This is a genomic window from Amycolatopsis thailandensis (genome assembly GCF_002234405.1).
In the GTDB taxonomy this organism is placed as follows: domain Bacteria; phylum Actinomycetota; class Actinomycetes; order Mycobacteriales; family Pseudonocardiaceae; genus Amycolatopsis; species Amycolatopsis thailandensis.
This window is the reverse complement of sequence record NZ_NMQT01000096.1, coordinates 25,321-46,307: the sequence shown is the minus strand read 5'-3', so window position 1 is coordinate 46,307 and position 20,987 is coordinate 25,321. Positions and strand designations below refer to the sequence as shown.

Here is a 20,987-nt window from a genome sequence, read left to right as displayed (position 1 = left end):
CTCGCCGGGTGTCCTCGACGAGGACACCCGGCACCCCTCAACGTGTGTAGTCCACCGAACCCAAGGCGATCGGGACCGGGTTCTTCGCGACCCAGGCGACGGCGAGCTCGCTCAAGCGATCGAGGTGGCCGTCCGCGCCGCGGCCCGACCGGATCTGCTTGGTGATCTCCTTGGCCTCTCGAAGTTCCTGCTCGTCGAGAGGTTCGCCCTGCGCGAGGAAACCCGGGAACGCGTCTGCCATCGCCCGATAGTCACGGTCCCAGTTCGCTCCGCCGTTGCGGAACATCTCGTCGAAGATCCGGCCGGTGACGCGGACGGCCTCGCACTGCACCGTCGCGCCCGCGCCGCGCGATGGCACGAGAAGCTCCCACAGTGCTTTGTGCCGCTCCTGCCAGCTTCCATCGGGCACGACGATCGGTGACACCCCATCGTGCTTCGATCTCCGAGCGACCGGCTCGACTTCGAAGATCCGGTACAGCTCACCGAGTGCGGCGTCGGTCTCTTCGAGGAAATCGGGGTTGAAGTTCTCCCGATGGAACTCGAAACCACTACCGATCCGCTCGACCTTCTTGCGCATCTCGGCCGTGATGCCCGCACTGCGTTCGAGCAGCAGCTTCACGATCTCGACGCACTCGCCGATGGTGGCGTTTTGCGTGCTGATCAGGCCGCGCAACATCAACGTGTTGCCCCGCCTGTCGAGCACCTCGGTCGAGGCCCCGTGCTCGATCAGCACCCGCGCGGCCCCGGCCTTGAGTCCGTCCACCGCGGCCTGAAGCGGCGTTTGCCCGGACGTGTCGGTGGCCTCGATGTCCGCACCGAGTGAAAGCAGCAAGGGAATCTGCTTCGGAGCACCGCGGGAAGCCCGCGCATGAAGCGGTGTCCTGCCGTAGCTGTCCGGGGAGTCGACGGCGAGCCCCTGCCCGGTCAGCCAGACGATGAGCTCATCGGGGCAATCCGGGAAACCGATGGTGGTCCCCTTGGCGTAACCGCCCCGCGCGTCGATCTCGCATTTGCCGAAGACGGCTTTGAGTTCGTCCACCGATGCCGAGGTCAGCATCTCCTCGAAGTCCTTGGGAAGCGTCTTCCGCTTTCGCGCCATCGTGCTCACTCCTTCAGCCGAACTTCGGGCGCAGCTGTTCGCGCATCTCCCGGAAGTTCTTCGGCTTCACGGCCCAGCGGTCCTCGTCGGTGTCCTCGAACGTCACCTCGTACTTCCCAGCCGTCCGGTCGAACTGCACGAGAATCTTCACCGGCAGCCTGTCACCGGGCCGGTAGTGGCAACCCAGATAGGCGTTCACCGCCGCTTCGATACTCGACCACTTGCAGGCCACGGGGGTGACGACATCTCCGGGCGAGTACGCGTACCCGTGCGCGCTGCGGAACCCTTCCCCGAACTCCAGGATGATCGCCAGCGATTCCCAGCCGTCGACCGGCCCCATCGCGTCGACCAACGATCTGATGAGCCCTACGGTGGCGTCGTCCGACACGGTTCTCCTCTGCCTCGATGTCCTGCGGCGTCGTGATCGAATGGCCGCGTGAAGAAGACGAAACGGCAGCCCTTACGGTTCCTCGTGATCGCACGCACGGAGCCCGGCCCCCACCCGAACCCCATGGAGATGGCCGTGCACCCGGCGGGCGCCGCTTCCCGCTTCTCGATCTCGATGGGCCCGCATCCGGTGAACGCGGGCGCGCAGGTCGCCCTCTCCGCGGTGCTCGACGAGTCGCGGACCGGCCTCGATCCGCTGTGGGAGAAGGACTTCGACGCGGCGGACCTGCACTGGGTGGTTCCGTACCTCGTCCGTCTTCAGGCCGGCGAGGACGTGACGGACGAGATCGTGGCGGCCTACACGGCGCGGCACGGCGAGGCGCCCGCGAAGATGTTCCAGGACCGCTACGGCGTGTGATCAACCGAGCGCGCTCGATTGAAAGGGGTCCACGAGCACCTGCTCCACTTCGTTCGGTGTTCGGTAAATACCGAACACCGAAAATGCGAGCCTTGGCGGGTCCAGCCTGTCCGCGAGCGCCCTCACGTGCTCACGCGGCGAGCGAGGAGAATGTAGACATGACCAATGAGCAGTCCGACAACGCCGGAGATGCTGTCGCCGCGTCGTCACGACCGGCCCCTGACATGGCGATCGCGCGCGAGGCCGGTGAGATCATCACCCACATGCTCGGTGACGGCCGGTCGGTCATCGACCCGGCGATGGTGATCTGGACGGCTTCCGCGGCTGAGGAGCTTCGGGCCAGGATCGGAGACAACCTGCTCATCGGCACTGGACAGAGCCAGTGGGAGAAGCTCGATGAGCAGCTCCACGGTGCGTCTCGGGAGATCGTGCTCCTGGCGGCGGAACTCGTGTTCTTGCGTGAGCATCCCCTGCGGTCAGCTCTGCCTGAGACTCGCAAAGCTCATGTCGAACGAGTCTTGGCACACCTCGACTCCCCTGTGGTGCTCCCGGAGCCACTGGCAACCTGGCTGGCCAGACCTGCCGGGATCGCAGGGTTCGAGCCGGGGTCCTGGTACAACGGTGCGCTGTGGCGGCACCTCATCTGGGCCTCGACCTTCGTGCGCTACTGGAACGATCTCTCCGACGCCGAGAAGCAGCGCGCGCAGACCGACCCTTGGGAGCTGCAGCGAGCGATGCTCAGGTCCGGCGAGGACCGTTCCGACATCCGTAACGCGTTGCAGTTCCTCGCCCGTCCCGACGTCTTCGAACCGATCTCTTCTGCGGGGATGAAACAGAAGATCCGCGACGGCCTCAGTGATCGGATCAGAGGGGCGACGGGAAACGACGCCGTATCGATCGACCGCGATCTGCTGAAGATCCGAACCGTACTGGCCAGGGAAGTCGAGGAGCCGTTCCACTTCTGGGCCCCAGGCCTGAGAGAACTCTGGGACTCATCCCATGAGGCTACCGAGTCGGCAAGACTGGCCGAGCCTCGTCCACGCCACTTTTGGCTGTACTCCCCTGGCGCGCAAGCCTCGCAGTGGGAAGAGTTCTCGGCCGACGGCATCATGGCGATCGGTTGGGATGAGCTCGAGGACCTCTCGACATATCCAAGCCGGGAGGCGATCCGGCAGGCCCTCGACGTCGAGGGGACCGGTGGATCGATGAGGAACAGTGTTCTGGCGTTGTGGCAGTTCCAGAACGAGATCGCTGTTGGTGACATCATCTACGCAAAACGCGGCCGCCGGGAGATCGTCGGCCGCGGTGAGGTCACATCAGACGCACGATTCGCGCGAGAGCGCGCGTCGTTCCGCCACCTCCGCTCAGTGAAGTGGACCCATACAGGCTCCTGGGAACACCCCGGGGACGCGGCGACCAAGACGCTGACTGACATCACCAAATATCACGACGATGTCGAGAAAATCGAAGCTGCCGTCACCGGAGAAGTCGAGCCAGAGCCGCCCGTCCCACCGACGCCGCTCCTGTCGTACGACAAGACGGCGCTCCTCAGCGAGGTCTACCTGTCCGAAAAGCGGTATGACCGGTTGCGCGCCTTGCTGAAGCGCAAGAAAAACGTCATCCTCGCCGGTCCTCCAGGTGTCGGGAAGACGTTCACGGCCAAGCGCCTCGCCTACTCGATCATGGGCGCGAAAGACCCGAGCCGGATCCAGATGGTCCAGTTCCATCAGAGTTACTCGTACGAGGACTTCATGATGGGTTACCGGCCCACCGAGACCGGCGGGTTCACTCTCACCGAGGGGCCCTTCTACCGGTTTTGCGAAGAAGCGCGCGCTGACGACGACGACCGGCCGTACTTCTTCATCGTCGATGAGATCAACCGCGGCAACATCTCCAAGATCTTCGGGGAGCTACTGATGCTCATCGAGGCCGACAAACGAGGTCAGGACCTGCGACTGCTGTACAAGAACGAGACGTTCTCCGTTCCAGCGAATCTCCACATCATCGGCATGATGAACACCGCCGACCGCAGCCTCGCTGTCCTCGACTACGCGCTGCGCCGGCGTTTCGGGTTCTTCGAGATGCCGCCCGGCTTCGACTCAGCCGGATTCACACGTTGGCAGCAAGACGCCGACAGCCCGACCCTCGACCGCATTGTCGCCATTGTCGTCGACCTCAACCAGGCCATCGCCGAGGATCCGGCGCTCGGCCAAGGCTTCGCCATCGGCCACAGCTTTTTGTCCCGGCCTACGGACAGCGACGCCGACGACGCGTGGCTGCACTCCGTCGTCGAGGACGAGCTGGTCCCGCTTCTTGAGGAGTACTGGTTCGACGAACCGGCCAAGGCCGAGGAGTGGGCCGGCAAGCTCCGGGCAGCCGTCGCATGACCGATCGGTCGATCGCCATCCGCAACGTGTACGTGATGATGGCGTACGCGTTCCGGGCGATCCGCAGCGGCGGGATCGAGGGCGTCGCGAGCGAGCGATTCGACCACCTCCACGACCTGCTCGCCGAGATTCTCGTGCGAGGCGTCGGCTCGCAGGTCAAGCGAGGCCTTCACCGCGATTACCTGCACCGCAGCGATGAGCTCGCCACCGTTCGCGGACGGATCGACGTCGCCCGAACGGTCACGCGGCGCTCGACCAAACGAGGGCGGCTCGTGTGTGAGTTCGACGAGTACGAATCCGATACGCCGCATAACCAGGCGCTGAAATCGGTCATGGTGCTACTGCTCCGCCACGGCGAGGTCACCGCGTCGCGCAAGGACAAGCTGCGCAGACTTCTGCCGTACCTCGAAGGCGTCACCCTCGTCGCGCCGACATCGATCCGCTGGGGTGACCTCACCTATCATCGCGCCAACGCCGCCTACCGGCTGCTACTCGGTGTCTGCGAGCTGATCGTCCGCGGGCTCCTCCCTACCCAGGACTCCGGAAGCGTCAAGCTCACGTCATGGGTCTCCGACGACGCCATGAGCAGCCTGTACGAGCGATTCCTGCGCGAGTACTACGTTGTCCACCATCCCGAGCTGTCACCCGGCGCGCCCACCGTTGCCTGGGACCTCGATGAGCGTGACGGCAGCTTGCAACTGCCCTTGATGCGCACCGACGTCACACTCCGCCGCGGGGAGCGCACACTCATCATCGACGCGAAGTACTACAGCCAGTCGATGCAGACCGGAGCATGGGGCAAGGCGACAGTCCATTCCGCGAACCTGTACCAAGTGCTGGCATACGTGAAGAACGCGGACACCCGGCGCGACGGCTCCGTCAGCGGACTGCTCCTCTACGCGCGGACCGGTGCCGCAGAGCAGCCTGACCTGGACGTCGTGGTCCAAGGCAACCGGATCGGTGCGAAAACACTCGATCTCGGCAGACCGTGGGAGCACCTCAGCGCTCGACTCGAAGACGTACTCCGGCTGCTTGAGAACTGACGCGCCTGCCTCAGACGTTGAAGCGGAACTCCACCACGTCGCCGTCCGACATGATGTAGTCCTTGCCCTCCATCCGCACCTTCCCGGCGGACCGGGCGGCGGCCATGGAGCCGTTCTCGATCAGGTCGTCGTACGAGACGACCTCGGCCTTGATGAAGCCGCGCTCGAAGTCGGTGTGGATGACGCCGGCGGCCTGCGGGGCGGTCGCGCCCTGCGGGATCGTCCAGGCGCGCGACTCCTTGGGGCCCGCGGTCAGGTACGTCTGGAGGCCGAGGGTGTGGAAACCGGCGCGCGCCAGCGAGTACAGGCCCGGCTCCTGCTGGCCGACGGACTCCAGCAGTTCGCGCACGGACTCCTCGTCGTCCAGCTCCAGCAGCTCGAATTCGACCTTCGCGTCGAGGAACACCGCGTCCGCGGGGGCGACCATCTTGGCCAGCTCTTCGCGGCGGGACTCGTCGGTGAGGATGCCCTCGTCGGCGTTGAAGACGTAGAGGAACGGCTTCGTGGTGAGCAGGCTGAGCTCGCGCAGCGCCTCGAAGTCGACCTCCTTCTGCGCCTGGAACAGGGTCCGGCCCCCGTCGAGAATCTCCTTGGCCTTGACCGCGTTGTCGAGGGCGGGCTTGGCCTCCTTCTTGGTCCGCGCCTCCTTCTCGAGCCGGTGCAGCGCCTTGTCGAGCGTCTGCAGGTCGGCGAGGATCAGCTCGGTGTTGATCGTCTCGATGTCGCTCGCCGGGTCGATCCGGTCGTCGACGTGGATCACGTCCGGGTCGTCGAAGACGCGGACGACCTGGCAGATCGCGTTCGCCTCGCGGATGTTCGCGAGGAACTTGTTGCCGAGCCCGGCGCCCTCGGAGGCACCCTTCACGATGCCCGCGATGTCCACAAAGGACACGACGGCGGGCACGGTCCGCTCGGAGCCGAAGACCTTGGCGAGTTCGTCCAGCCGCGGGTCCGGCAGCGGGACGACGCCGACGTTGGGCTCGATCGTCGCGAACGGGTAGTTCGCCGCGAGCACGTCGTTGCGGGTCAGCGCGTTGAACAGGGTGGACTTGCCGACGTTGGGCAGGCCGACGATGCCGAGGGTGAGACTCACGGGCCAGAAGTCTACGTGCCGTCCGCCGCCGCATCCGCCGAGGCCTTGATCGCCGTGTCGGATTTCCGCCAGCCGGGCCCTCCACCTGGTGGCACGATCGATGTCATGACCGAGCAGACCTTGGCCGAACGGGCCGTGTGGCGCGACACCGAACGGTGTTACCGCGCCGTCGCCGCCCGTGATTCCCGGTTCGACGGCCAGTTCATCATGGCCGTCGCCACCACCGGGATCTACTGCCGCCCGTCCTGCCCCGCGTCGACCCCGAAGCAGCAGAACGTCCGCTTCTACCCGACGTCGGCGGCCGCGCAGGCCAACGGCTTCCGTGCCTGCCGTCGCTGCCTCCCCGACGCCGTCCCCGGCTCGCCCGACTGGGACATCCGGGCCGACCTCGCCGCGCGGGCGATGCGGCTCATCTCGGACGGGACCGTCGAACGCGACGGCGTCCCGGGGCTCGCGCGGCGGCTCGGCTATTCCGAACGCCAGCTCGGGCGCGTCCTCACCGCCGAACTCGGCGCCGGTCCGCTGGCGCTGGCCAGGGCGCACCGGGCACACTCCGCGCGGCTGCTGATCGAGATGTCCGGGCTCCCGCTGACCGACGTCGCGTTCGCGGCGGGCTTCTCCAGCGTCCGTCAGTTCAACGAGACGATCCGCGAGGTGTTCGCGACGACGCCGTCGCAGCTTCGCGAGGCGAGCCTGCGTCGCGGGCGTCGGAAGGCCGAGGAGACGCCGACCGGGACCCGGCTGAGCCTGCGGCTGCCGTTCCGCAAACCGTTCGACGCGGCCGGCGTGCTGGACTTCCTGGCCGACCGGGCCATCGCGGGCGTCGAGCACGTGACGCGCGACGATTCCGGGGTGACCGGCTACGGACGCACACTGCGGCTCGCGCACGGCTCGGGTGTGGTGTGGCTGACGGCGAAGGACGACCACGTCCGCTGCGACCTGCGGCTCACCGACCTGCGCGACCTGAGCAGCGCGGTGGCGAGGGTGCGGCGGCTGCTCGACCTCGACGCCGACCCCGAGGCGGTCACGCGGGTGCTCGGGGCCGACCCGGCGCTCGCACCGCTGGTCGAGGCGATCCCGGGCATCCGGGTGCCCGGCGCGGTCGACGGCGACGAACTCGTGCTGCGCGCGTTGCTGTCCCCCGAAGAGGCGGCGTCGCTCGCGGACACCCTCGGCGAGCGAATGCCCAGCTGCGACGAGTCGCTGGAAGGGCTGACGACGCTGTTCCCGACGGCGGACCGGGTCGCCGCACACGGCCCGGAGCGGGTGACCGCGGTGGCCCGCGCGCTGGCGGACGGGGTTTCGGTCCACGTCGGCCGCGACCCCGGGGAATTGCGGGTGGAGCTGCTGGAGCTCCCGGGAATCGAGCCCCGGACCGCGGATTACGTCCTGATGCGCGTCCTGGGCGCGCCGGACGTCCTGCTGACCGGTGATCCCGCGCTGCGCCGGGGAGCGGCCGCGCTGGGCATCGCCGACGACGAAACGACGCTGGCCGAACGCGGACGGGCCTGGCAGCCCTGGTCCTCATACGCCGGCATGTACCTGTGGCGCGCCTGAAAGGAAGAACATGAGCATCGCGTACTGGTCCACAATGGACACGAAGATCGGCCCGTTCACCGCCGTGGTCGCGGGTGATGGGGCCGTGCTCGCCTCGGGTTGGACGGGTGAGGTCGGCGAGCTGACGCCGCTGATCTCACCGTCGCTGGCCCCTGGCGAAGTGAAGGAGCGGCGGGACCTGGGGCCGGTGAGCACCGCGATCCGCCGGTACCACGAAGGCGACCTGGACGCCGTCGCCGACGTCGAGGTGCGGCAGCGGTCCGGCGCTTTCCGGGAGCACGCTTGGGAAATCCTGCGGAAGGTGCCCGCGGGCGAGCCGGTGAGCTACGCGGAGTACGCGGCGCTGGCGGGGAATCCGTCGGCGGTGCGAGCGGCCGCTTCGGCGTGCGCGAAGAACGCGGCGGCCTTGTTCGTGCCGTGCCACCGGGTGGTGCGGACCGGCGGTGGCGTGGGGAACTTCCGGTGGGGCGTTCCGGCGAAGCAGTGGCTGCTGACCCACGAAGCCGCCTGACTCCCTCCCGGATGTCATGAGGGGTCCCCATGGGACGAAAAATGTCCTATGGGGACCCCTCATGACACTTCGGGGCAGGGAGTCAGGCGGCGTGGATTTCGACCGAAGAGCCCGTCCGCGCCTTCCGGATCCGCAGCCGGGTCGGGATCCGCTGCCGCAGCTCCTCCACGTGCGAGACCAGCCCGACCACCCGCCCACCGGCGCGAAGCTCGTCGAGGATGTTCATGACGATGTCGAGCGTCTCGGCGTCCAGTGTGCCGAAGCCTTCGTCGATGAACAGCGTGTCCAGCAGCGCCCCACCGGTCTCGGCGGCGACGACGTCGGCGAGCCCCAGCGCCAGCGAGAGCGACGCGAGGAACGACTCACCGCCCGAAAGCGTCTTCGCGGGCCGGACGGTGCCGGAGTAGTCGTCGAGCACGTCGAGACCGAGCCCGCCGCGAGTCCCCCGGGCCCCTGCCGCGTCCGAATGCACGAAGGAGTAGCGGCCCTGGCTCATCGTCCGCAGGCGGGCGGTGGCCGCGACCGCGACCTCTTCCAGCCTCGCGGCCAGGACGTACGACCGCAGCGACATCTTCCGCGCGTTCTGCCCGCGTCCGTTGACCACCTCGGCCAGCGCCTTCAGTTCGTTGTACCGCTCCTCGACCGGCGCCAGCCCCGCCAGCAACGACGTCATCCGCTCGGCCACCTTCGCCAGGTCGGCGTGCCGCGAAGTGGCCGTCCGCAGCGCGACGAGCGCCTGCTCGGCCTCGCCCCGGGTGTCCCGCGCCGCTTCCTCGGAGGCCGCGACGTCGATCTCGTCCTCCGGCGAGATGCCGAAGAGTTCCGGCTCGGCCAGGGCCTGCCGCTCGGCCTTCTCCATCGCCTTCGCGTCGGCGAGGCCCGCCTCCAGCTTCATGATCTGCTCGTCCGGCCGCGACGCGGCCCGCATCGCGTCGAGATCCGCGAAACCCTTGGCCCGCAACGCTTCTTCGACCAGTTTCGCCTGCTCGTCGCGGCGCTCGCGAGCACCCACGACACCGAGCCGCGCTTCGGCGAGCGCGTCGAGACGGGTCGCGAAACCGAGCAGGTGCTTCCTCCGGGCGGCGACGTCGGCGAACTCGCCGCGCGCGCTTTCCAGCCGCCGTTCCCGTTCCGCCAGCCGTTCCGTGAGGCTTCGGACCTCGGCGGCGGCCTCGGCGGCCCGGTGCTCCGTCACGCGACGGCGTTCGGTCAGCTGCTCGGTCTTCCGTTCCAGTTCGAGGAGCTGCTTCTCCAGGACAGGCTTGCGACGAGCCGTTTCCGACAGCGACGCGCCCAGCTCCCGCGCCTCCCCGAGTTCGGCCCGCAGCGCCTCGGCGGTGCGCTCACGCAAACGCTCGGCCAGCGTCTTCAGCCGTCCTTCGGCTTCCAGCAGCGAGGCCTGTGCCTTCTCACGCCGCTTGTCGGCCTGCTGTTCGGCGGCTTCGGCGCGGCGTTCGTCCTCGGGATCGACGAGACCGCCGGTGTGCGTGGCGCGCGCCGGATGCTCGGTCGACCCGCACACCGGGCAGTCCTCACCCGCGGTCAGTCCGGCGGCGAGTTCGGCCGCCATCCCGTCGAGACGGCGCTCACGCAGGTCCAGGCGATGCTGGCGGGCTTGCTGATGGAGGTCGACGGCGTCGCGGACCAGTCCACGCGCCTGCTCGACGGCCTGCTCCACCCGGGGCACCTCGTCGGCGTCCCGGACCAGCGCCGTCAGCTCTTCGAACCGGGTGCGGACACCTTCGAGTTTCGCCTCGGCTTCGACGGCCGCGAGCGCTTCGGCACGCACCGCCGTGATCTTCTCCGGCGCGGATTCGAGTTCCGCCGCGAAGTCTTCCGCCTGCTTCTTCGCCTGCGAAGCCGTGGCGTTCAACTGCTCGCGGCGCACCTGATCCCGTTGCTGCTGCTCGCTTTCCGCCACGAGCTCGGCGAGCGCGCCCGCCTCTTCACGCAACGCGCCGGCGCGAGCGCGAAGCTCGGCGGCGGAACTTTCCGCGGCGTCAGGCACTTCCTGAGCCCGAAGCGCCTCCGCGGCTTCGGCCTCCGCGAGCTGATCCAACCTGCGTTCGAGAAGGTCGGCCTCCGCGACCACACCAGCGGCCCGGTGCGCCGCCTCGACCTCCTCAGCCCACTCCGCGCGCTGGTCCGCCTGCTCGGCGATCGCCGAAAGCCGCGTGTACGCGGTGCGCACGCGGCGGATCCGCTCCGCGGTGGACCGGTTCTCCTGCCAGACGACCTCGGCCTTCTCGGCCGCCGCGCGCGCCTTCGCGTCCCGTTCCCGCGCCTGGCCGACGCGTTCGGCCGACTCGTCGAGCACCGCCTCGACCCATTCGCTCTGCCCCTCTTCGGGCGCTTCCTGGCGGGCGACCTGCGCGAACCGCGCGACCCACTCGCGCAGCGACTGCTGCCGTTCCTGCAACTCGCGACCGCGTTCGGCACGCAGATTCGCGAACCAGTTCTCGACGTCGGAAAACCGCTCCGTGCCGAACAGCCGCTCCAGCAGTTCCTCACGCTCGGCCGTGTTCGCCCGCAGGAATCGCGCGAATTCACCCTGCGGCAGCAAGACCACCTGGAAGAACTGCTCGTGCGTCATGCCGATGAGCCGCTCGACCGTGCGCGCGACCTCGTCGATCCGGGTGATTCCTTCGGCCACGTGCCCGGCGGGCACCGTGCCGACCCAGTTCAGCACCGCCTTCGCCTGCTGGAGGGTCATTCCCTCGCCCCGGCGCTTGGGCCGCTGGTACTCGGGGTTGCGCGCGATGCGCATCCGCTGGCCCTGCACGGTCAGCTCCAGGACGACCTCGGTGACCTGATCGGGCTCGGCGAGATCGCAGCGCAGCCGTTTGACCTCGCCGCGAGCGCCGGGGACCGTGCCGAACAGCGCGAACGCGATGGCGTCGAGCAGTGTCGTCTTCCCCGCTCCGGTGTCGCCGTGCAGCAGGAACAAACCGTCGGCGCCGAGCACGTCGAAGTCCACCACCTCGCGGCCCGCGTACGGACCGAAAGCGGCGACCTCCAACCGGTGCAGTCTCATACTTCGCGCTCCCTGCCCGCCGCGCCCAGTGCCGCCAGCACCAGCCGCTCCTCGCTTTCGGACGGCTCGGAACCGCGGCAGTCCTCCAGGAAACTGCGAGTGATCTCGACGTCGGATCGCCCTCGGACGGCTTCGGCGTACTTCAACGCGGCACCGTCGTGCCCGCCTTCCGGCTGCCAGTCCATGTGCACGGCGTACGGGAACCGTTCGCGCAGTTTGCGCATGGCGTCGGTCGGGCGGACCCGGTCGGTGACCGTGAAGGAGAGGAAGTGTTCGGTGAGCTCGTCGTGCTCCGGGTCCGCGAGGAGTTCGGCCAGCTCGCCGCGCAGCATCGCGAGGTGCCGGGGAACGGGCAGCTCATGACGCCGGACCTCGCCCAGCCCGTCGGCGCCGAGCTCCACCAGCCATACCGACTTCCGTTGGCGCGTCTCGGAAAACGAGTACGCCAGCGGACTGCCCGAATAGCGCAGGTGCTCGGCCAGGGTCTGCGGTCCGTGCAGGTGGCCGAGCGCGACGTAGTCGACGCCCTCGAACACCGAACCCGGCACCTGTTCGACGCCGCCGACAGCGATGGTCCGCTCGGAGTCGGTCGGCTCGCCGCCGGTGACGAAGGCGTGCGCGAGCACCACCGACCGCGTTCCCGCGGGCCGCTCGGCGAGATCGGCGCGGATCCGCCGCATCGCCTCGGTGAGGACGCCGGTGTGACCGCGGGCCTCGGGTACGCCGAGGGCGTGGCGCGCGGGCTCCGGTTCGAGGTACGGGATGCCGTAGAGGGCGACGTCGCCGTGTTCGTCGGGCAGCAGCACGGGTTCGGCGAGACCGTCGATCGTGGCGCGCAGGTGCAGCCCGCCCGCCGCGGCGAATTCGGCGAACGCGCCCAGCCGCGGCGCGGAGTCGTGGTTGCCCGGCGTCATCACCAGCTTCGCGCCGGCCTGACGGATCCTGCCCAGCGCGGTGGTGGCCACGCGGACGGCCTCCGCCGAAGGCACCGCGCGGTCGTAGATGTCCCCCGCCACGACCACGACGTCGACCGATTCGGCGGCCACGAGGTCGGCGACGTGGCCGAGCACGGCTTCCTGTTCGGCGAGCAGATCGGCGCCGTGGAAGGTGCGGCCGATGTGCCAGTCGGAGGTGTGCAGGAGCTTCACGCAGAACAAGGTAGGGCCGCGCACCGGCCGGGAAGGGGAGGCGCGCCCTTGGAGCCGCCGCGCTTTCCGACACGCCGGAGACCGCGCAGGTCAGATACGGAGCGCGACCACGTCGTCCCGTTTTTGTCGGTGGGTTCCGCCATGATGTTCCCCGACTCGGATCCGGAGGGGAGGTACCGGTGGCGACGGTGATCACCACCGCGGCCGTCGTGCTCGCGCTCCTGCTGCTCGTCGCCGTCGCGCTGCTGTGGCGGCTGTACAACGACGGCATGCGGCGGGCGGACGCGGCGGCGAAACAGGTCGCCGCCGAACGCGCGAAGGCGGATCAGCAGCAACTCGCGCTCCGCCGGTACGAGGTCGCCTTCGCCTCGATCAGCGGCCGAGGCGAACTAGGTGAACAGGTGCTCCTGGAGACGGCGCGCGCGCTCGGGCTCCGCGAAGAGCTGCACTTCACGCTGCAAACGGACCTGGCGGGCGGCGGCGCGGCGAAACCGGACATGGTGCTGCGGGTCGGCGGCGGGCGGACGGTGCCCGTCGACGCGAAGGCGAGCATGGCCTGCTGGGCCGAAGCGGTCGAGACCGACGACCCCGAAGAACGGCTGGACGCGCTGCGCGTCCACGTGCGCCAGATCCGGTCGCGGGCGGCCGAACTGGCGGGCAAGGGCTACCAACGCTGGGCCGACGCGATCTACGGGACGATCATGTTCGTCCCGTCCGACGCGGCCGTGGTGGCCGCGCTGGACACCGACCCGGAACTGCTGCGCTGGATGCTGGACAGGCGGGTCTTCCTCTGCGGGCCGACCGGATTCGCCGTGCTGGCCTCCGCCGCGCTGTTCGCCGCGACCGAGCGGGCACTGGTCGAGGACGTCGAGCAGGTCCGGGCGGGCGCCGCGGCCGCGCACCGGGCCGCGGGCAACGCGGTCGACGCGCTGAACCTGTCGAGCACCCATCTCCAGCGCTTCATCTCGGCCCGGCGGCGGGAGCTGGAAGCGCTGGAGAGTTTCCGGAGCACGGTCTCCCCGCTGACCGACGCTTCGGGCAGTCCGGCACCGGTGCCCTTGATCAGGAAGGCGGACGAACTACCGGCCTCATGAATGGTTGGAACAGTCCCAACCACCCAACGCGGGACGTTCCCTACCTGCGATTTCCGGAATCACGGGCTCCGTTTCGGCCCGTCTGACAACCTTGTCGCACCCCTACGCGTAGTACCTCTGGAAAGCACCCGGACAGTCCGTCCGGGTGGTCCGGAATGACCACTACCAGGCGATAGACATACCGCCTGTTGGCGGTATGTCCGCAGCTTGGATATACGGTGGGGCCTGTGACCGCGATTCGCGATCGCCAGAGCGATCCTGATGCCGACGACGTTCCCGTAGCCTGGGACGAGCGTCCGCTCGTCGGCGCCAGGCGCGGGCTGCCCTGGTGGGCCGCCGTCCTGGTGGGCTTCGGGCTCGCCATCCTTGGCGCCTTCATCGACGTGATGACGCAGAAGGACCTGGGCCTGCTGTTCAAGATCTGTTACGCGCTCGGCGCGGTGGCCGCCGTGGTGGCCGTCCAGCGTCGCGGGCTGTTCGGCCCGATGGTGCAGCCGCCCCTGGTCCTCGCCGTGACCGTGCCGGGAGTCATCCTCCTGACCTCGGACAACAGCAAGGACTCCAGCCTGCTCGAGAGAGCCTTCGACATCGGGAACCCGCTGATCAACGGGTTCCCGACGATGGCCATCACCACCGGTGTCACCTTGGCGATCGGCGTCTTCCGGATCTACCGCGAACGCGATCCCGACGCCCCGGTGAAGGTCAAAGCGGGCGCCAAGCCGGAACGCCGCGACGACGCCAAGCCGGCGGCCCGTTCCGCGGCCGCCGCCGCCCCGGGCCGTGGCCGCCCGGCGTCGCGGACCGGCCAGACCCCGCCCCCGCCTTCGCGCCGTGGCGCTCCGAGGGCCGCCGCGCCCCGGGACGGTGCGCCGCCGCGTCGCCGTCCGCCCGTCGCCGACGAGCGACGTCCTCGCCGCGACGCCGAGCCCGGTGCCCGCAAGCCGCCGCCCCCGGGACGTCAGCCGCGCCGCCCGCGGCCGGAAGACGGCGAACCCCGTCGCCGCGACCCGCGTGGCGAAAGCGCTCCCGGTGCCCCGCGCCGCCGTCCGCCGCGTTCGGACGACCCGCGCCGCGGAGGGCAGCCGCCGCGCCGCCGCCCGTGGGACGACGAGCGATAGCAAGGGACCTTTGCTGTCGCCTCTCAAGGGGAGGCAAGGCGGAGCCCCTGTCGAATCCAAGGGCAGGGATCTTCGTGGGCGAGCCGGAGGACTGGGCCCTGGCCCCAGACAGATCGTTCTAACCGTCCTTGCCACTCACGACCAGCTGGACCGAGCCGGCGGTGTCACGTGACCGGGTGGACGACACGCGTGATCAGATGGACGGCACGCGTGACGGGCGGGACGACACACGTGCGGGCAGGCCCTCGCCGCGAGTCGTCCGTCTGGTCACGCGTGTCGTCCGCCGGATCACGCGTGTCGTCCATCCAGACACACGAAACCGTCCGGCGGCAGGCACTTAAGGCGCTGACCAGCAGAAAGGGCCGCCAGAGGAGTTCCTCGGGCGGCCCTTTCTCGTCGGACCGTCAGGCCTTCGCGGCCTTCCGCAGCTCGTGCGGCAGCGCGAAAGCGATCTTCTCGTTCGCCGTGGTGACCTCGTCGACGTCGCCCCAGCCACGCTCGGCCAGCCACGCCAGCAGGTCCATGACCAGTACCTCCGGCACCGAAGCGCCGCTGGTGACACCGACCGTCTCGACGCCTTCGAGCCACGCTTCGTCGACCTCGTGCGCGAAGTCGACCAGGTGCGACGCGCGCGCACCCGCCTTCAGCGCGACCTCGACCAGCCGCTTCGAGTTGGACGAGTTCGTCGAGCCGACCACCAGCACCAGATCGCATTCGGCGGCCATGGCCTTGACCGCGACCTGGCGGTTCGTGGTGGCGTAGCAGATGTCGTCGCTGGGCGGGTCGGCCAAGCCCGGGAACTTGTCCCGCAGCTGATCGACGCGCTCCATGGTCTCGTCCACCGAAAGGGTGGTCTGGGAGAGCCAGATGACCTTCGACGGGTCGCGGATCTCGACCTTGTCGACGTCTTCGGCGGTGTCGACGAGCTGCACCTTGTCGGGAGCCTCGCCAGCCGTGCCTTCGACCTCCTCGTGGCCTTCGTGGCCGATCAGCAGGATGTCGTAATCGTCTTTCGCGAACCGGTTGACTTCCTTGTGCACCTTCGTCACGAGCGGGCAGGTCGCGTCGATGGTCCGCAGATTGCGCTCGGCCGCCTCGGCGTGCACCGCGGGCGAGACGCCGTGCGCGGAGAACACCACCAATTCGCCTTCCGGCACCTCGGAGGTCTCGTCGACGAAGATCACCCCGCGTTCGCGCAGGGTCTCCACGACGTGCCGGTTGTGCACGATCTCCTTGCGCACGTACACCGGTGCGCCGTAGAGCTCGAGTGCCTTTTCGACGGCGATGACCGCGCGGTCGACGCCCGCGCAGTAGCCGCGAGGCTTGGCGAGCAGGACACGTTTGCCACCTGCCGGCACACCGGACTCGGTGATCGTCGGACTGCCGGCGGGCGTGATTCCGGGACTCGCAGAACTCATGCCCCCAGGGTACGGGCTGCCCCGGGGGCTCCTCGCACTCACGTTCAGGTGACCAGCGATCCCCTCTAAAGTATGTGCGTGGAGTCACGTCCTGTGAGCCGACACACCCGTTCGGTTGGGCAGGATGGACCAGATACGGCAGGCTAGACGTATGAAGCCTCTCCCGCTCCCCCTCCGGGTCGCCGCGGGCCTCGCCGTCACCACCGCCGAGCGGGTTCGCGAACTTCCCAAGCAGCTCACCGGGCTCCCCGTCACGGTGGTCAGCCAGGTGCTCCAGTTCTCCATGCGCGTCCAGCAGCACGTCACCGAGCTCGCGATCAAGGGCGACGACGCGCTGTCGGGCCTCCGCCCGGTCGAGGACACCCCCAGCTGGGCCACCTTCGACGAAGACCTCCCGCCGGACCTCGGCGAACGCCGGTACGAACGCGACTCGTGCGTGATCCCGCTGCGGGAGGACGCCGAAGTCCCGGAGCCGCGTGCCGAGGTGAACGGTCACCTCCACGACCTCGAAGCGCTCGCCGAAGACCCGTGGGCCGAGGAGGAGCGCGCGCTCGCCGAGGACCACGCCGACGGCGAGTTCGACAGTTCCGCGGCACCCGTCGACGCGAATCCCGCCGGGCTGGAGGACTACGACACGCTCACCCTGCCGCAACTTCGTGCCCGGCTGCGCCGGTTCGACCTCGCGCAGCTGGAAGAACTGCTGACCTACGAGCGGGCGAACGCCGACAGGCCGTCCTTCGTCGGCATGCTCGCGCGGCGCATCGGGAACGTGAAGAAGGCCGACGGCGACGGCGCGGAAGGCCAGTGAGCGCCGAACCCACCTCCACGGCGGGTCCGTCCACGTCGGCCGAGAACCCGTGGCCGGTCCGCACGGTCGCGCGCAAGGTCGGCGAGTGGATCAACCGGCTCGGCGTGGTCTGGGTCGAAGGTCAGGTCACGCAGATCTCGGCCCGCCCCGGAACCAATACCGCGTTCCTGACCCTGCGTGACCCGTCGGCGGACGTCTCGATGTCGGTGACCTGCCCGATGGGTCTCCTGCGCACGATCGAACCGCCGCTGCGTGAGGGCGCGAGCGTCGTGGTGCACGCCAAACCGACGTTCTTCATGAACCGCGGTTCGTTCAGCCTGCGTGCCAACGAGATCCGCGCGGTCGGCATCGGCGAGCTGCTCGCTCGGATCGAGCGGCTGCGGCGGCTGCTGGCAGCGGAAGGCCTGTTCGCGCCCGAGCGCAAACGCAAGATCCCGTTCCTGCCCAAGGGGATCGGGCTGATCACCGGCCGCGCGTCCGCCGCCGAACGCGACGTACTGGTGAACGCGCAGGCCCGCTGGCCGCATGTCGCGTTCAAGGTGATCAACACCGCCGTGCAGGGTTCGCTCGCGGTCCCGCAGATCCTCCAGGCACTGTCCAAACTGGACCGTGATCCGGACGTCGACGTCATCGTGATCGCGCGCGGCGGCGGCAGTGTGGAAGACCTCCTGCCGTTCTCCGACGAGGCGCTGTGCCGCGCCGTGTCCGCGGCCGGGACCCCGGTGGTCAGCGCGATCGGGCACGAGCCCGACACCCCGCTGCTCGACCACGTCGCCGATCTCCGCTGCTCGACGCCGACCGACGCCAGCAAGCGGATCGTGCCGGACGTGCGCGAGGAGACCCAGCGGGTCCGCCAGATGCGCGACCGCGGCCGCCGTGCCCTGCACGGCTGGGTGGACACCCAGGTCAGACTGCTGAACCAGACGCGCAGCCGTCCCGTGCTCGCCGATCCGCTCGGCCCGATCCAGCGGCGCTCCGACGACGTCGGGATCCACCGCGAACGCGGTCGCCGCGCGATGCTCACCCTGCTCGCCAAGGACCAGGCGGAGATCGCCAGCGCCCGCGCGCGGCTGACCGCGCTCGGCCCGGCGGCGACGCTCGAACGCGGCTACGCGGTGGTGCAGTACACCGACGACGAAGGCAACCTTCAGGTACTCCGGTCCGTCTCCGAGGTCGTGGACGGCGCGAAATTGCGCGTCCGCGTAGTCGATGGCGCGCTCGGCGCCGTCGTCTCGGGCGTACCGGAGGAGGAGCGTTGACGGCGAGTTTCCTGCCTTTGACCGTCGACGCCGCGAGACGTGCCGACGCGCCCGAAGTGCTGCGCAACGCGCTGCTGACCGAGCGTGCCGCCGCGGAATGCTGGACGGTGCTGCTGGCGGGCTGCGAACTCGTCGGCAGACGCGGCCTCGACGCCCAGCTGCGCAAACTCTCCGAAGCGACGGCCGAGCACGTCGGCACCCGATGGTGGTTCACGGACGGCACCCTGCACCGCAAACGGGTGGCGAGGGCCCAGGAGAACCTCGTCGCGGCGATCGCGGAGGGTGACGGACAGGAGTTCGCTCTCGCCTTCGTGGGTTACGACAACGCCATGGCCGGCGCGGTAGTGTGCGCGGGGATCGGCAAGCATCGACGTCCGGTAGAAGGAAGCACAGCGTGAGCAAACCCGGTGGCGAGACCGCCGAACTCGGCTACGAGCAGGCCCGCGACAGGCTGGTGGAAGTCGTCCGCGAACTCGAAGCGGGCGGGCTGTCCCTGGAGCAGTCACTGGCCCTTTGGGAGAAGGGCGAGCAGCTGGCGAGGGTCTGCGAGCACCACCTCGAAGGCGCGCGTGAGCGCATCGAGGCCGCGCTTTCGTCGGTCGAAGACGAGCCCGGCAACGGTCAGTGACGTTCACCATGCTCCTGAGCCACCGAACCACCGTGGGTATCTGAGAGACTGGGACCCCGCCGAGTTCCCTGATCCGGGAGGCAGCATGCCCACCCCCACCTCGTCCGCCAGCTCTTCCCGACGCCCTGAGGCCCCTGATCGCAACCTCGCGATGGAACTGGTCCGCGTGACCGAAGCCGCCGCGATGGCCGCGGGCCGCTGGGTGGGGCGCGGGGACAAGATCGGCGGTGACGGTGCCGCCGTGGACGCGATGCGCCAGCTGGTCTCGACCGTCTCGATGCGCGGCGTCGTCGTCATCGGCGAAGGCGAGAAGGACGAAGCCCCGATGCTGTTCAACGGGGAAGAGGTCGGCAACGGCGACGGGCCGGACTGCGACGTCGCGGTCGACCCGGTCGACGGGACGACCCTGATGGCCAAGGGCATGCCGAACGCCCTCGCGGTGCTCGCGGTCGCCGAACGCGGCGCGATGTTCGACCCGTCCGCCGTCTTCTACATGGAGAAGCTCGCCGTCGGCCCCGACGCCGCGGGCAAGGTCGACCTGGCCGCCCCGGTCGCGGAGAACATCCGCCGGGTCGCGAAGGCCAAGAACTCCAGCGTCTCCGACGTCACCGTCTGCATCCTCGACAGGCCTCGCCACGAACAGCTGATCAAGGAGGTCCGCGAGGCGGGCGCCCGGATCCGGTTCATCTCCGACGGCGACGTCGCCGGAGCGATCGCCGCGGCCCGGCCGAGCACCGGCGTCGACATGCTGCTCGGCATCGGCGGCACCCCCGAAGGCATCATCGCGGCCTGCGCGATGAAGTGCCTCGGCGGCGAACTGCAAGGCCGCCTGTGGCCCAAGGACGACGAGGAGCGCGAGAAGGCGCTGGCCGCGGGCCACGACCTCGACCGCGTCCTCGGCAACGACGACCTCGTCCGCGGCGACAACGTGTTCTTCTGCGCCACCGGCGTCACCGACGGCGACCTGCTGCGCGGCGTGCACTACCGCGCCGGCGGCGCGACCACCCAGTCGATCGTGATGCGGTCGAAGTCCGGCACGGTCCGGATGATCGACGGCTACCACCGGCTGACCAAGCTCCGCTCGTACTCGTCCGTCAACTTCGACGGCCACCTCGACGATTCGCTGGAAGCGGACGTCGTTCCCCCGCTCCCCTAAGGAGAATCCGTGCTCAAGCGCGTGCTCGTGGTCCTGCTCACGGCGATGGTCTTCACGCCGGTCGGGCAGGCCACGGGCGCGGGCGACCTCGTCGGCGGCAGAGAGGCCGACGAGCCGTATACCTTCGTGGTGTCGCTGCATTCGGCCTCCGGCAAGGCTTTCTGCGCCGGGGCGCTGATCGCGGCGGACTGGCTCGTGACGGCGGGGCACTGCGTCGAGGGCAAGAATCCGGCGAACCTGAGCGCGCGCGTCGGCAGTAACGACAACACCCAGGGCGGTGAGATCGCGAAACCCGCCGAGGTCGTCGTGAACCCGTCCTACAACCCCGATCCCGAGCACGCGGGCGGTGATCTCGCCCTGGTGCGGCTGGCCGCGCCGGTGAAGGCGGCGCCGGTCACGCTCGGGGCCGTCGTGGCGCCGGGCACGCCGACGCGGCTGCTCGGCTGGGGTCAGACGTGCCCGACTTCGGGCTGCGGCAAGGGTCCGGCGAAGTTGCAGCAACTGGACACGAAGATCGTCGAAGGCGTGCGCTGCACCGCGAAGTTCGACGGGGCCGTCGAGTTGTGCACCGACAACCCCGGCGGGAAGTCGGGCTCTTGCTACGGCGATTCCGGTGGGCCGGAGATCGCCAAGGTGGACGAGAAGTGGGTGCTGCTGGGCACCATCAGCCGCCCGGGCAACGCCGACCCGGTGTGCGCGACTTCGCCGTCTATCGCGACTTCCGTGGTGGCCTACGCGCAGTGGATCGCGGAAAAGATCGCTCCGCCGACGCCCGCTCCCCCTGCTTCGCCTTCCTGATGTGTCATGAGGGGTCCCCATAGGACGTTTT

19 protein-coding genes are annotated in these 20,987 nt (G+C 69.1%); 13 read left to right on the top strand and 6 right to left on the bottom strand.

Annotated elements, in window-relative coordinates:
• Positions 1-37: 37 nt before the first annotated feature.
• Both CFP71_RS26310 and CFP71_RS26305 read right to left on the bottom strand, forming a co-directional pair.
• Positions 38-1,099 carry an ankyrin repeat domain-containing protein gene (locus CFP71_RS26310; RefSeq protein WP_093936675.1) on the bottom strand — a complete coding sequence of 354 codons (1,062 nt, stop codon included), beginning with the start codon at positions 1,097-1,099 and terminating at the stop codon, positions 38-40.
• Between the two features lie 13 nt (positions 1,100-1,112).
• Positions 1,113-1,487: a hypothetical protein gene (locus CFP71_RS26305; protein ID WP_093936622.1), complete on the bottom strand. Its 375-nt coding sequence runs from the start codon at positions 1,485-1,487 to the stop codon at positions 1,113-1,115.
• Between the two features lie 48 nt (positions 1,488-1,535).
• Between CFP71_RS26305 and CFP71_RS26300 the strand changes: the two genes are divergently transcribed.
• The 3 genes from CFP71_RS26300 (at position 1,536) to mcrC (ending at position 5,334) form a co-directional block, all read left to right on the top strand.
• Positions 1,536-1,904, top strand: coding sequence for a hypothetical protein (locus tag CFP71_RS26300; protein WP_093936621.1), 369 nt, complete (start codon positions 1,536-1,538; stop codon positions 1,902-1,904).
• A 158-nt stretch (positions 1,905-2,062) separates the two neighbouring features.
• Positions 2,063-4,291: an AAA family ATPase gene (locus CFP71_RS26295; protein ID WP_093936620.1), complete on the top strand. Its 2,229-nt coding sequence runs from the start codon at positions 2,063-2,065 to the stop codon at positions 4,289-4,291.
• Entirely contained in the window at positions 4,288-5,334 is a 1,047-nt protein-coding gene (mcrC, locus tag CFP71_RS26290) for a 5-methylcytosine-specific restriction endonuclease system specificity protein McrC (RefSeq protein ID WP_093936619.1), read from the top strand. The genes CFP71_RS26295 and mcrC overlap by 4 nt, the downstream gene beginning before the upstream one ends.
• 10 nt (positions 5,335-5,344) lie before the next feature.
• Here mcrC and ychF read toward each other — a convergent pair whose 3' ends face one another.
• Positions 5,345-6,427 (bottom strand): redox-regulated ATPase YchF, encoded by a 1,083-nt coding sequence (gene ychF / locus CFP71_RS26285; RefSeq protein WP_093936618.1) that lies wholly within the window; start codon positions 6,425-6,427, stop codon positions 5,345-5,347.
• Positions 6,428-6,532: 105 nt separating this feature from the next.
• Here ychF and CFP71_RS26280 point away from each other — a divergent pair, with 105 nt between their 5' ends.
• A complete protein-coding gene (locus CFP71_RS26280) occupies positions 6,533-7,984 on the top strand; it encodes a DNA-3-methyladenine glycosylase 2 family protein (RefSeq protein ID WP_093936674.1) in 1,452 nt (483 codons plus the stop codon).
• 10 nt (positions 7,985-7,994) lie between these two features.
• Positions 7,995-8,495: a methylated-DNA--[protein]-cysteine S-methyltransferase gene (locus CFP71_RS26275; RefSeq protein ID WP_093936617.1), complete on the top strand. Its 501-nt coding sequence runs from the start codon at positions 7,995-7,997 to the stop codon at positions 8,493-8,495.
• An 82-nt stretch (positions 8,496-8,577) separates the two neighbouring features.
• On the opposite strand, the gene CFP71_RS26270 is transcribed toward CFP71_RS26275, so the two are convergent.
• Both CFP71_RS26270 and CFP71_RS26265 read right to left on the bottom strand, forming a co-directional pair.
• Positions 8,578-11,529: an AAA family ATPase gene (locus CFP71_RS26270; protein ID WP_093936616.1), complete on the bottom strand. Its 2,952-nt coding sequence runs from the start codon at positions 11,527-11,529 to the stop codon at positions 8,578-8,580.
• Positions 11,526-12,677, bottom strand: a complete 1,152-nt coding sequence (locus CFP71_RS26265) for an exonuclease SbcCD subunit D (RefSeq protein ID WP_167406278.1) — start codon at positions 12,675-12,677, stop codon at positions 11,526-11,528. The genes CFP71_RS26270 and CFP71_RS26265 overlap by 4 nt, the downstream gene beginning before the upstream one ends.
• A 179-nt stretch (positions 12,678-12,856) precedes the next feature.
• Between CFP71_RS26265 and rmuC the strand changes: the two genes are divergently transcribed.
• Complete coding sequence (gene rmuC, locus CFP71_RS26260; protein WP_093936614.1) at positions 12,857-13,771, top strand: DNA recombination protein RmuC; 915 nt, start codon at positions 12,857-12,859, stop codon at positions 13,769-13,771.
• A 227-nt stretch (positions 13,772-13,998) separates the two neighbouring features.
• Positions 13,999-14,889, top strand: a complete 891-nt coding sequence (locus CFP71_RS26255; protein ID WP_093936613.1) for a DUF6542 domain-containing protein — start codon at positions 13,999-14,001, stop codon at positions 14,887-14,889.
• A 404-nt stretch (positions 14,890-15,293) separates the two neighbouring features.
• Here CFP71_RS26255 and CFP71_RS26250 read toward each other — a convergent pair whose 3' ends face one another.
• Positions 15,294-16,307 carry a 4-hydroxy-3-methylbut-2-enyl diphosphate reductase gene (locus CFP71_RS26250; RefSeq protein ID WP_167406277.1) on the bottom strand — a complete coding sequence of 338 codons (1,014 nt, stop codon included), beginning with the start codon at positions 16,305-16,307 and terminating at the stop codon, positions 15,294-15,296.
• Between the two features lie 151 nt (positions 16,308-16,458).
• On the opposite strand from CFP71_RS26250, the gene CFP71_RS26245 reads away from it, so the two are divergent.
• The 6 genes from CFP71_RS26245 (at position 16,459) to CFP71_RS26220 (ending at position 20,956) form a co-directional block, all read left to right on the top strand.
• Complete coding sequence (locus CFP71_RS26245) at positions 16,459-17,115, top strand: lipid droplet-associated protein (protein WP_093936612.1); 657 nt, start codon at positions 16,459-16,461, stop codon at positions 17,113-17,115.
• The gene (gene xseA / locus CFP71_RS26240; RefSeq protein ID WP_093936611.1) at positions 17,112-18,374 is read left to right on the top strand and encodes an exodeoxyribonuclease VII large subunit; all 1,263 of its coding nucleotides are present in this window, start codon (positions 17,112-17,114) and stop codon (positions 18,372-18,374) included. The genes CFP71_RS26245 and xseA overlap by 4 nt, the downstream gene beginning before the upstream one ends.
• Positions 18,371-18,772, top strand: coding sequence for a hypothetical protein (locus CFP71_RS26235; RefSeq protein ID WP_093936610.1), 402 nt, complete (start codon positions 18,371-18,373; stop codon positions 18,770-18,772). Before xseA ends, CFP71_RS26235 begins: the two co-directional genes overlap by 4 nt.
• Positions 18,769-19,002: an exodeoxyribonuclease VII small subunit gene (locus tag CFP71_RS26230; RefSeq protein ID WP_093936609.1), complete on the top strand. Its 234-nt coding sequence runs from the start codon at positions 18,769-18,771 to the stop codon at positions 19,000-19,002. The genes CFP71_RS26235 and CFP71_RS26230 overlap by 4 nt, the downstream gene beginning before the upstream one ends.
• 85 nt (positions 19,003-19,087) lie before the next feature.
• A complete protein-coding gene (gene glpX / locus CFP71_RS26225; RefSeq protein ID WP_005168143.1) occupies positions 19,088-20,158 on the top strand; it encodes a class II fructose-bisphosphatase in 1,071 nt (356 codons plus the stop codon).
• 9 nt (positions 20,159-20,167) lie between these two features.
• Positions 20,168-20,956, top strand: a complete 789-nt coding sequence (locus tag CFP71_RS26220; protein WP_093936608.1) for a S1 family peptidase — start codon at positions 20,168-20,170, stop codon at positions 20,954-20,956.
• Positions 20,957-20,987 lie beyond the last annotated feature (31 nt).

What these genes read in the sequence shown, in the direction of transcription:
- CFP71_RS26310 (WP_093936675.1), bottom strand. Translation starts at nt 1,099, where the DNA reads ATGGCGCGAAAGCGGAAGACGCTTCCCAAGGACTTCGAGGAGATGCTG.
- CFP71_RS26295 (WP_093936620.1), top strand. Translation starts at nt 2,063, where the DNA reads ATGACCAATGAGCAGTCCGACAACGCCGGAGATGCTGTCGCCGCGTCG.
- mcrC (WP_093936619.1), top strand. Translation starts at nt 4,288, where the DNA reads ATGACCGATCGGTCGATCGCCATCCGCAACGTGTACGTGATGATGGCG.
- CFP71_RS26280 (WP_093936674.1), top strand. Translation starts at nt 6,533, where the DNA reads ATGACCGAGCAGACCTTGGCCGAACGGGCCGTGTGGCGCGACACCGAA.
- CFP71_RS26275 (WP_093936617.1), top strand. Translation starts at nt 7,995, where the DNA reads ATGAGCATCGCGTACTGGTCCACAATGGACACGAAGATCGGCCCGTTC.
- CFP71_RS26270 (WP_093936616.1), bottom strand. Translation starts at nt 11,529, where the DNA reads ATGAGACTGCACCGGTTGGAGGTCGCCGCTTTCGGTCCGTACGCGGGC.
- CFP71_RS26250 (WP_167406277.1), bottom strand. Translation starts at nt 16,307, where the DNA reads ATGAGTTCTGCGAGTCCCGGAATCACGCCCGCCGGCAGTCCGACGATC.
- CFP71_RS26245 (WP_093936612.1), top strand. Translation starts at nt 16,459, where the DNA reads ATGAAGCCTCTCCCGCTCCCCCTCCGGGTCGCCGCGGGCCTCGCCGTC.
- glpX (WP_005168143.1), top strand. Translation starts at nt 19,088, where the DNA reads ATGCCCACCCCCACCTCGTCCGCCAGCTCTTCCCGACGCCCTGAGGCC.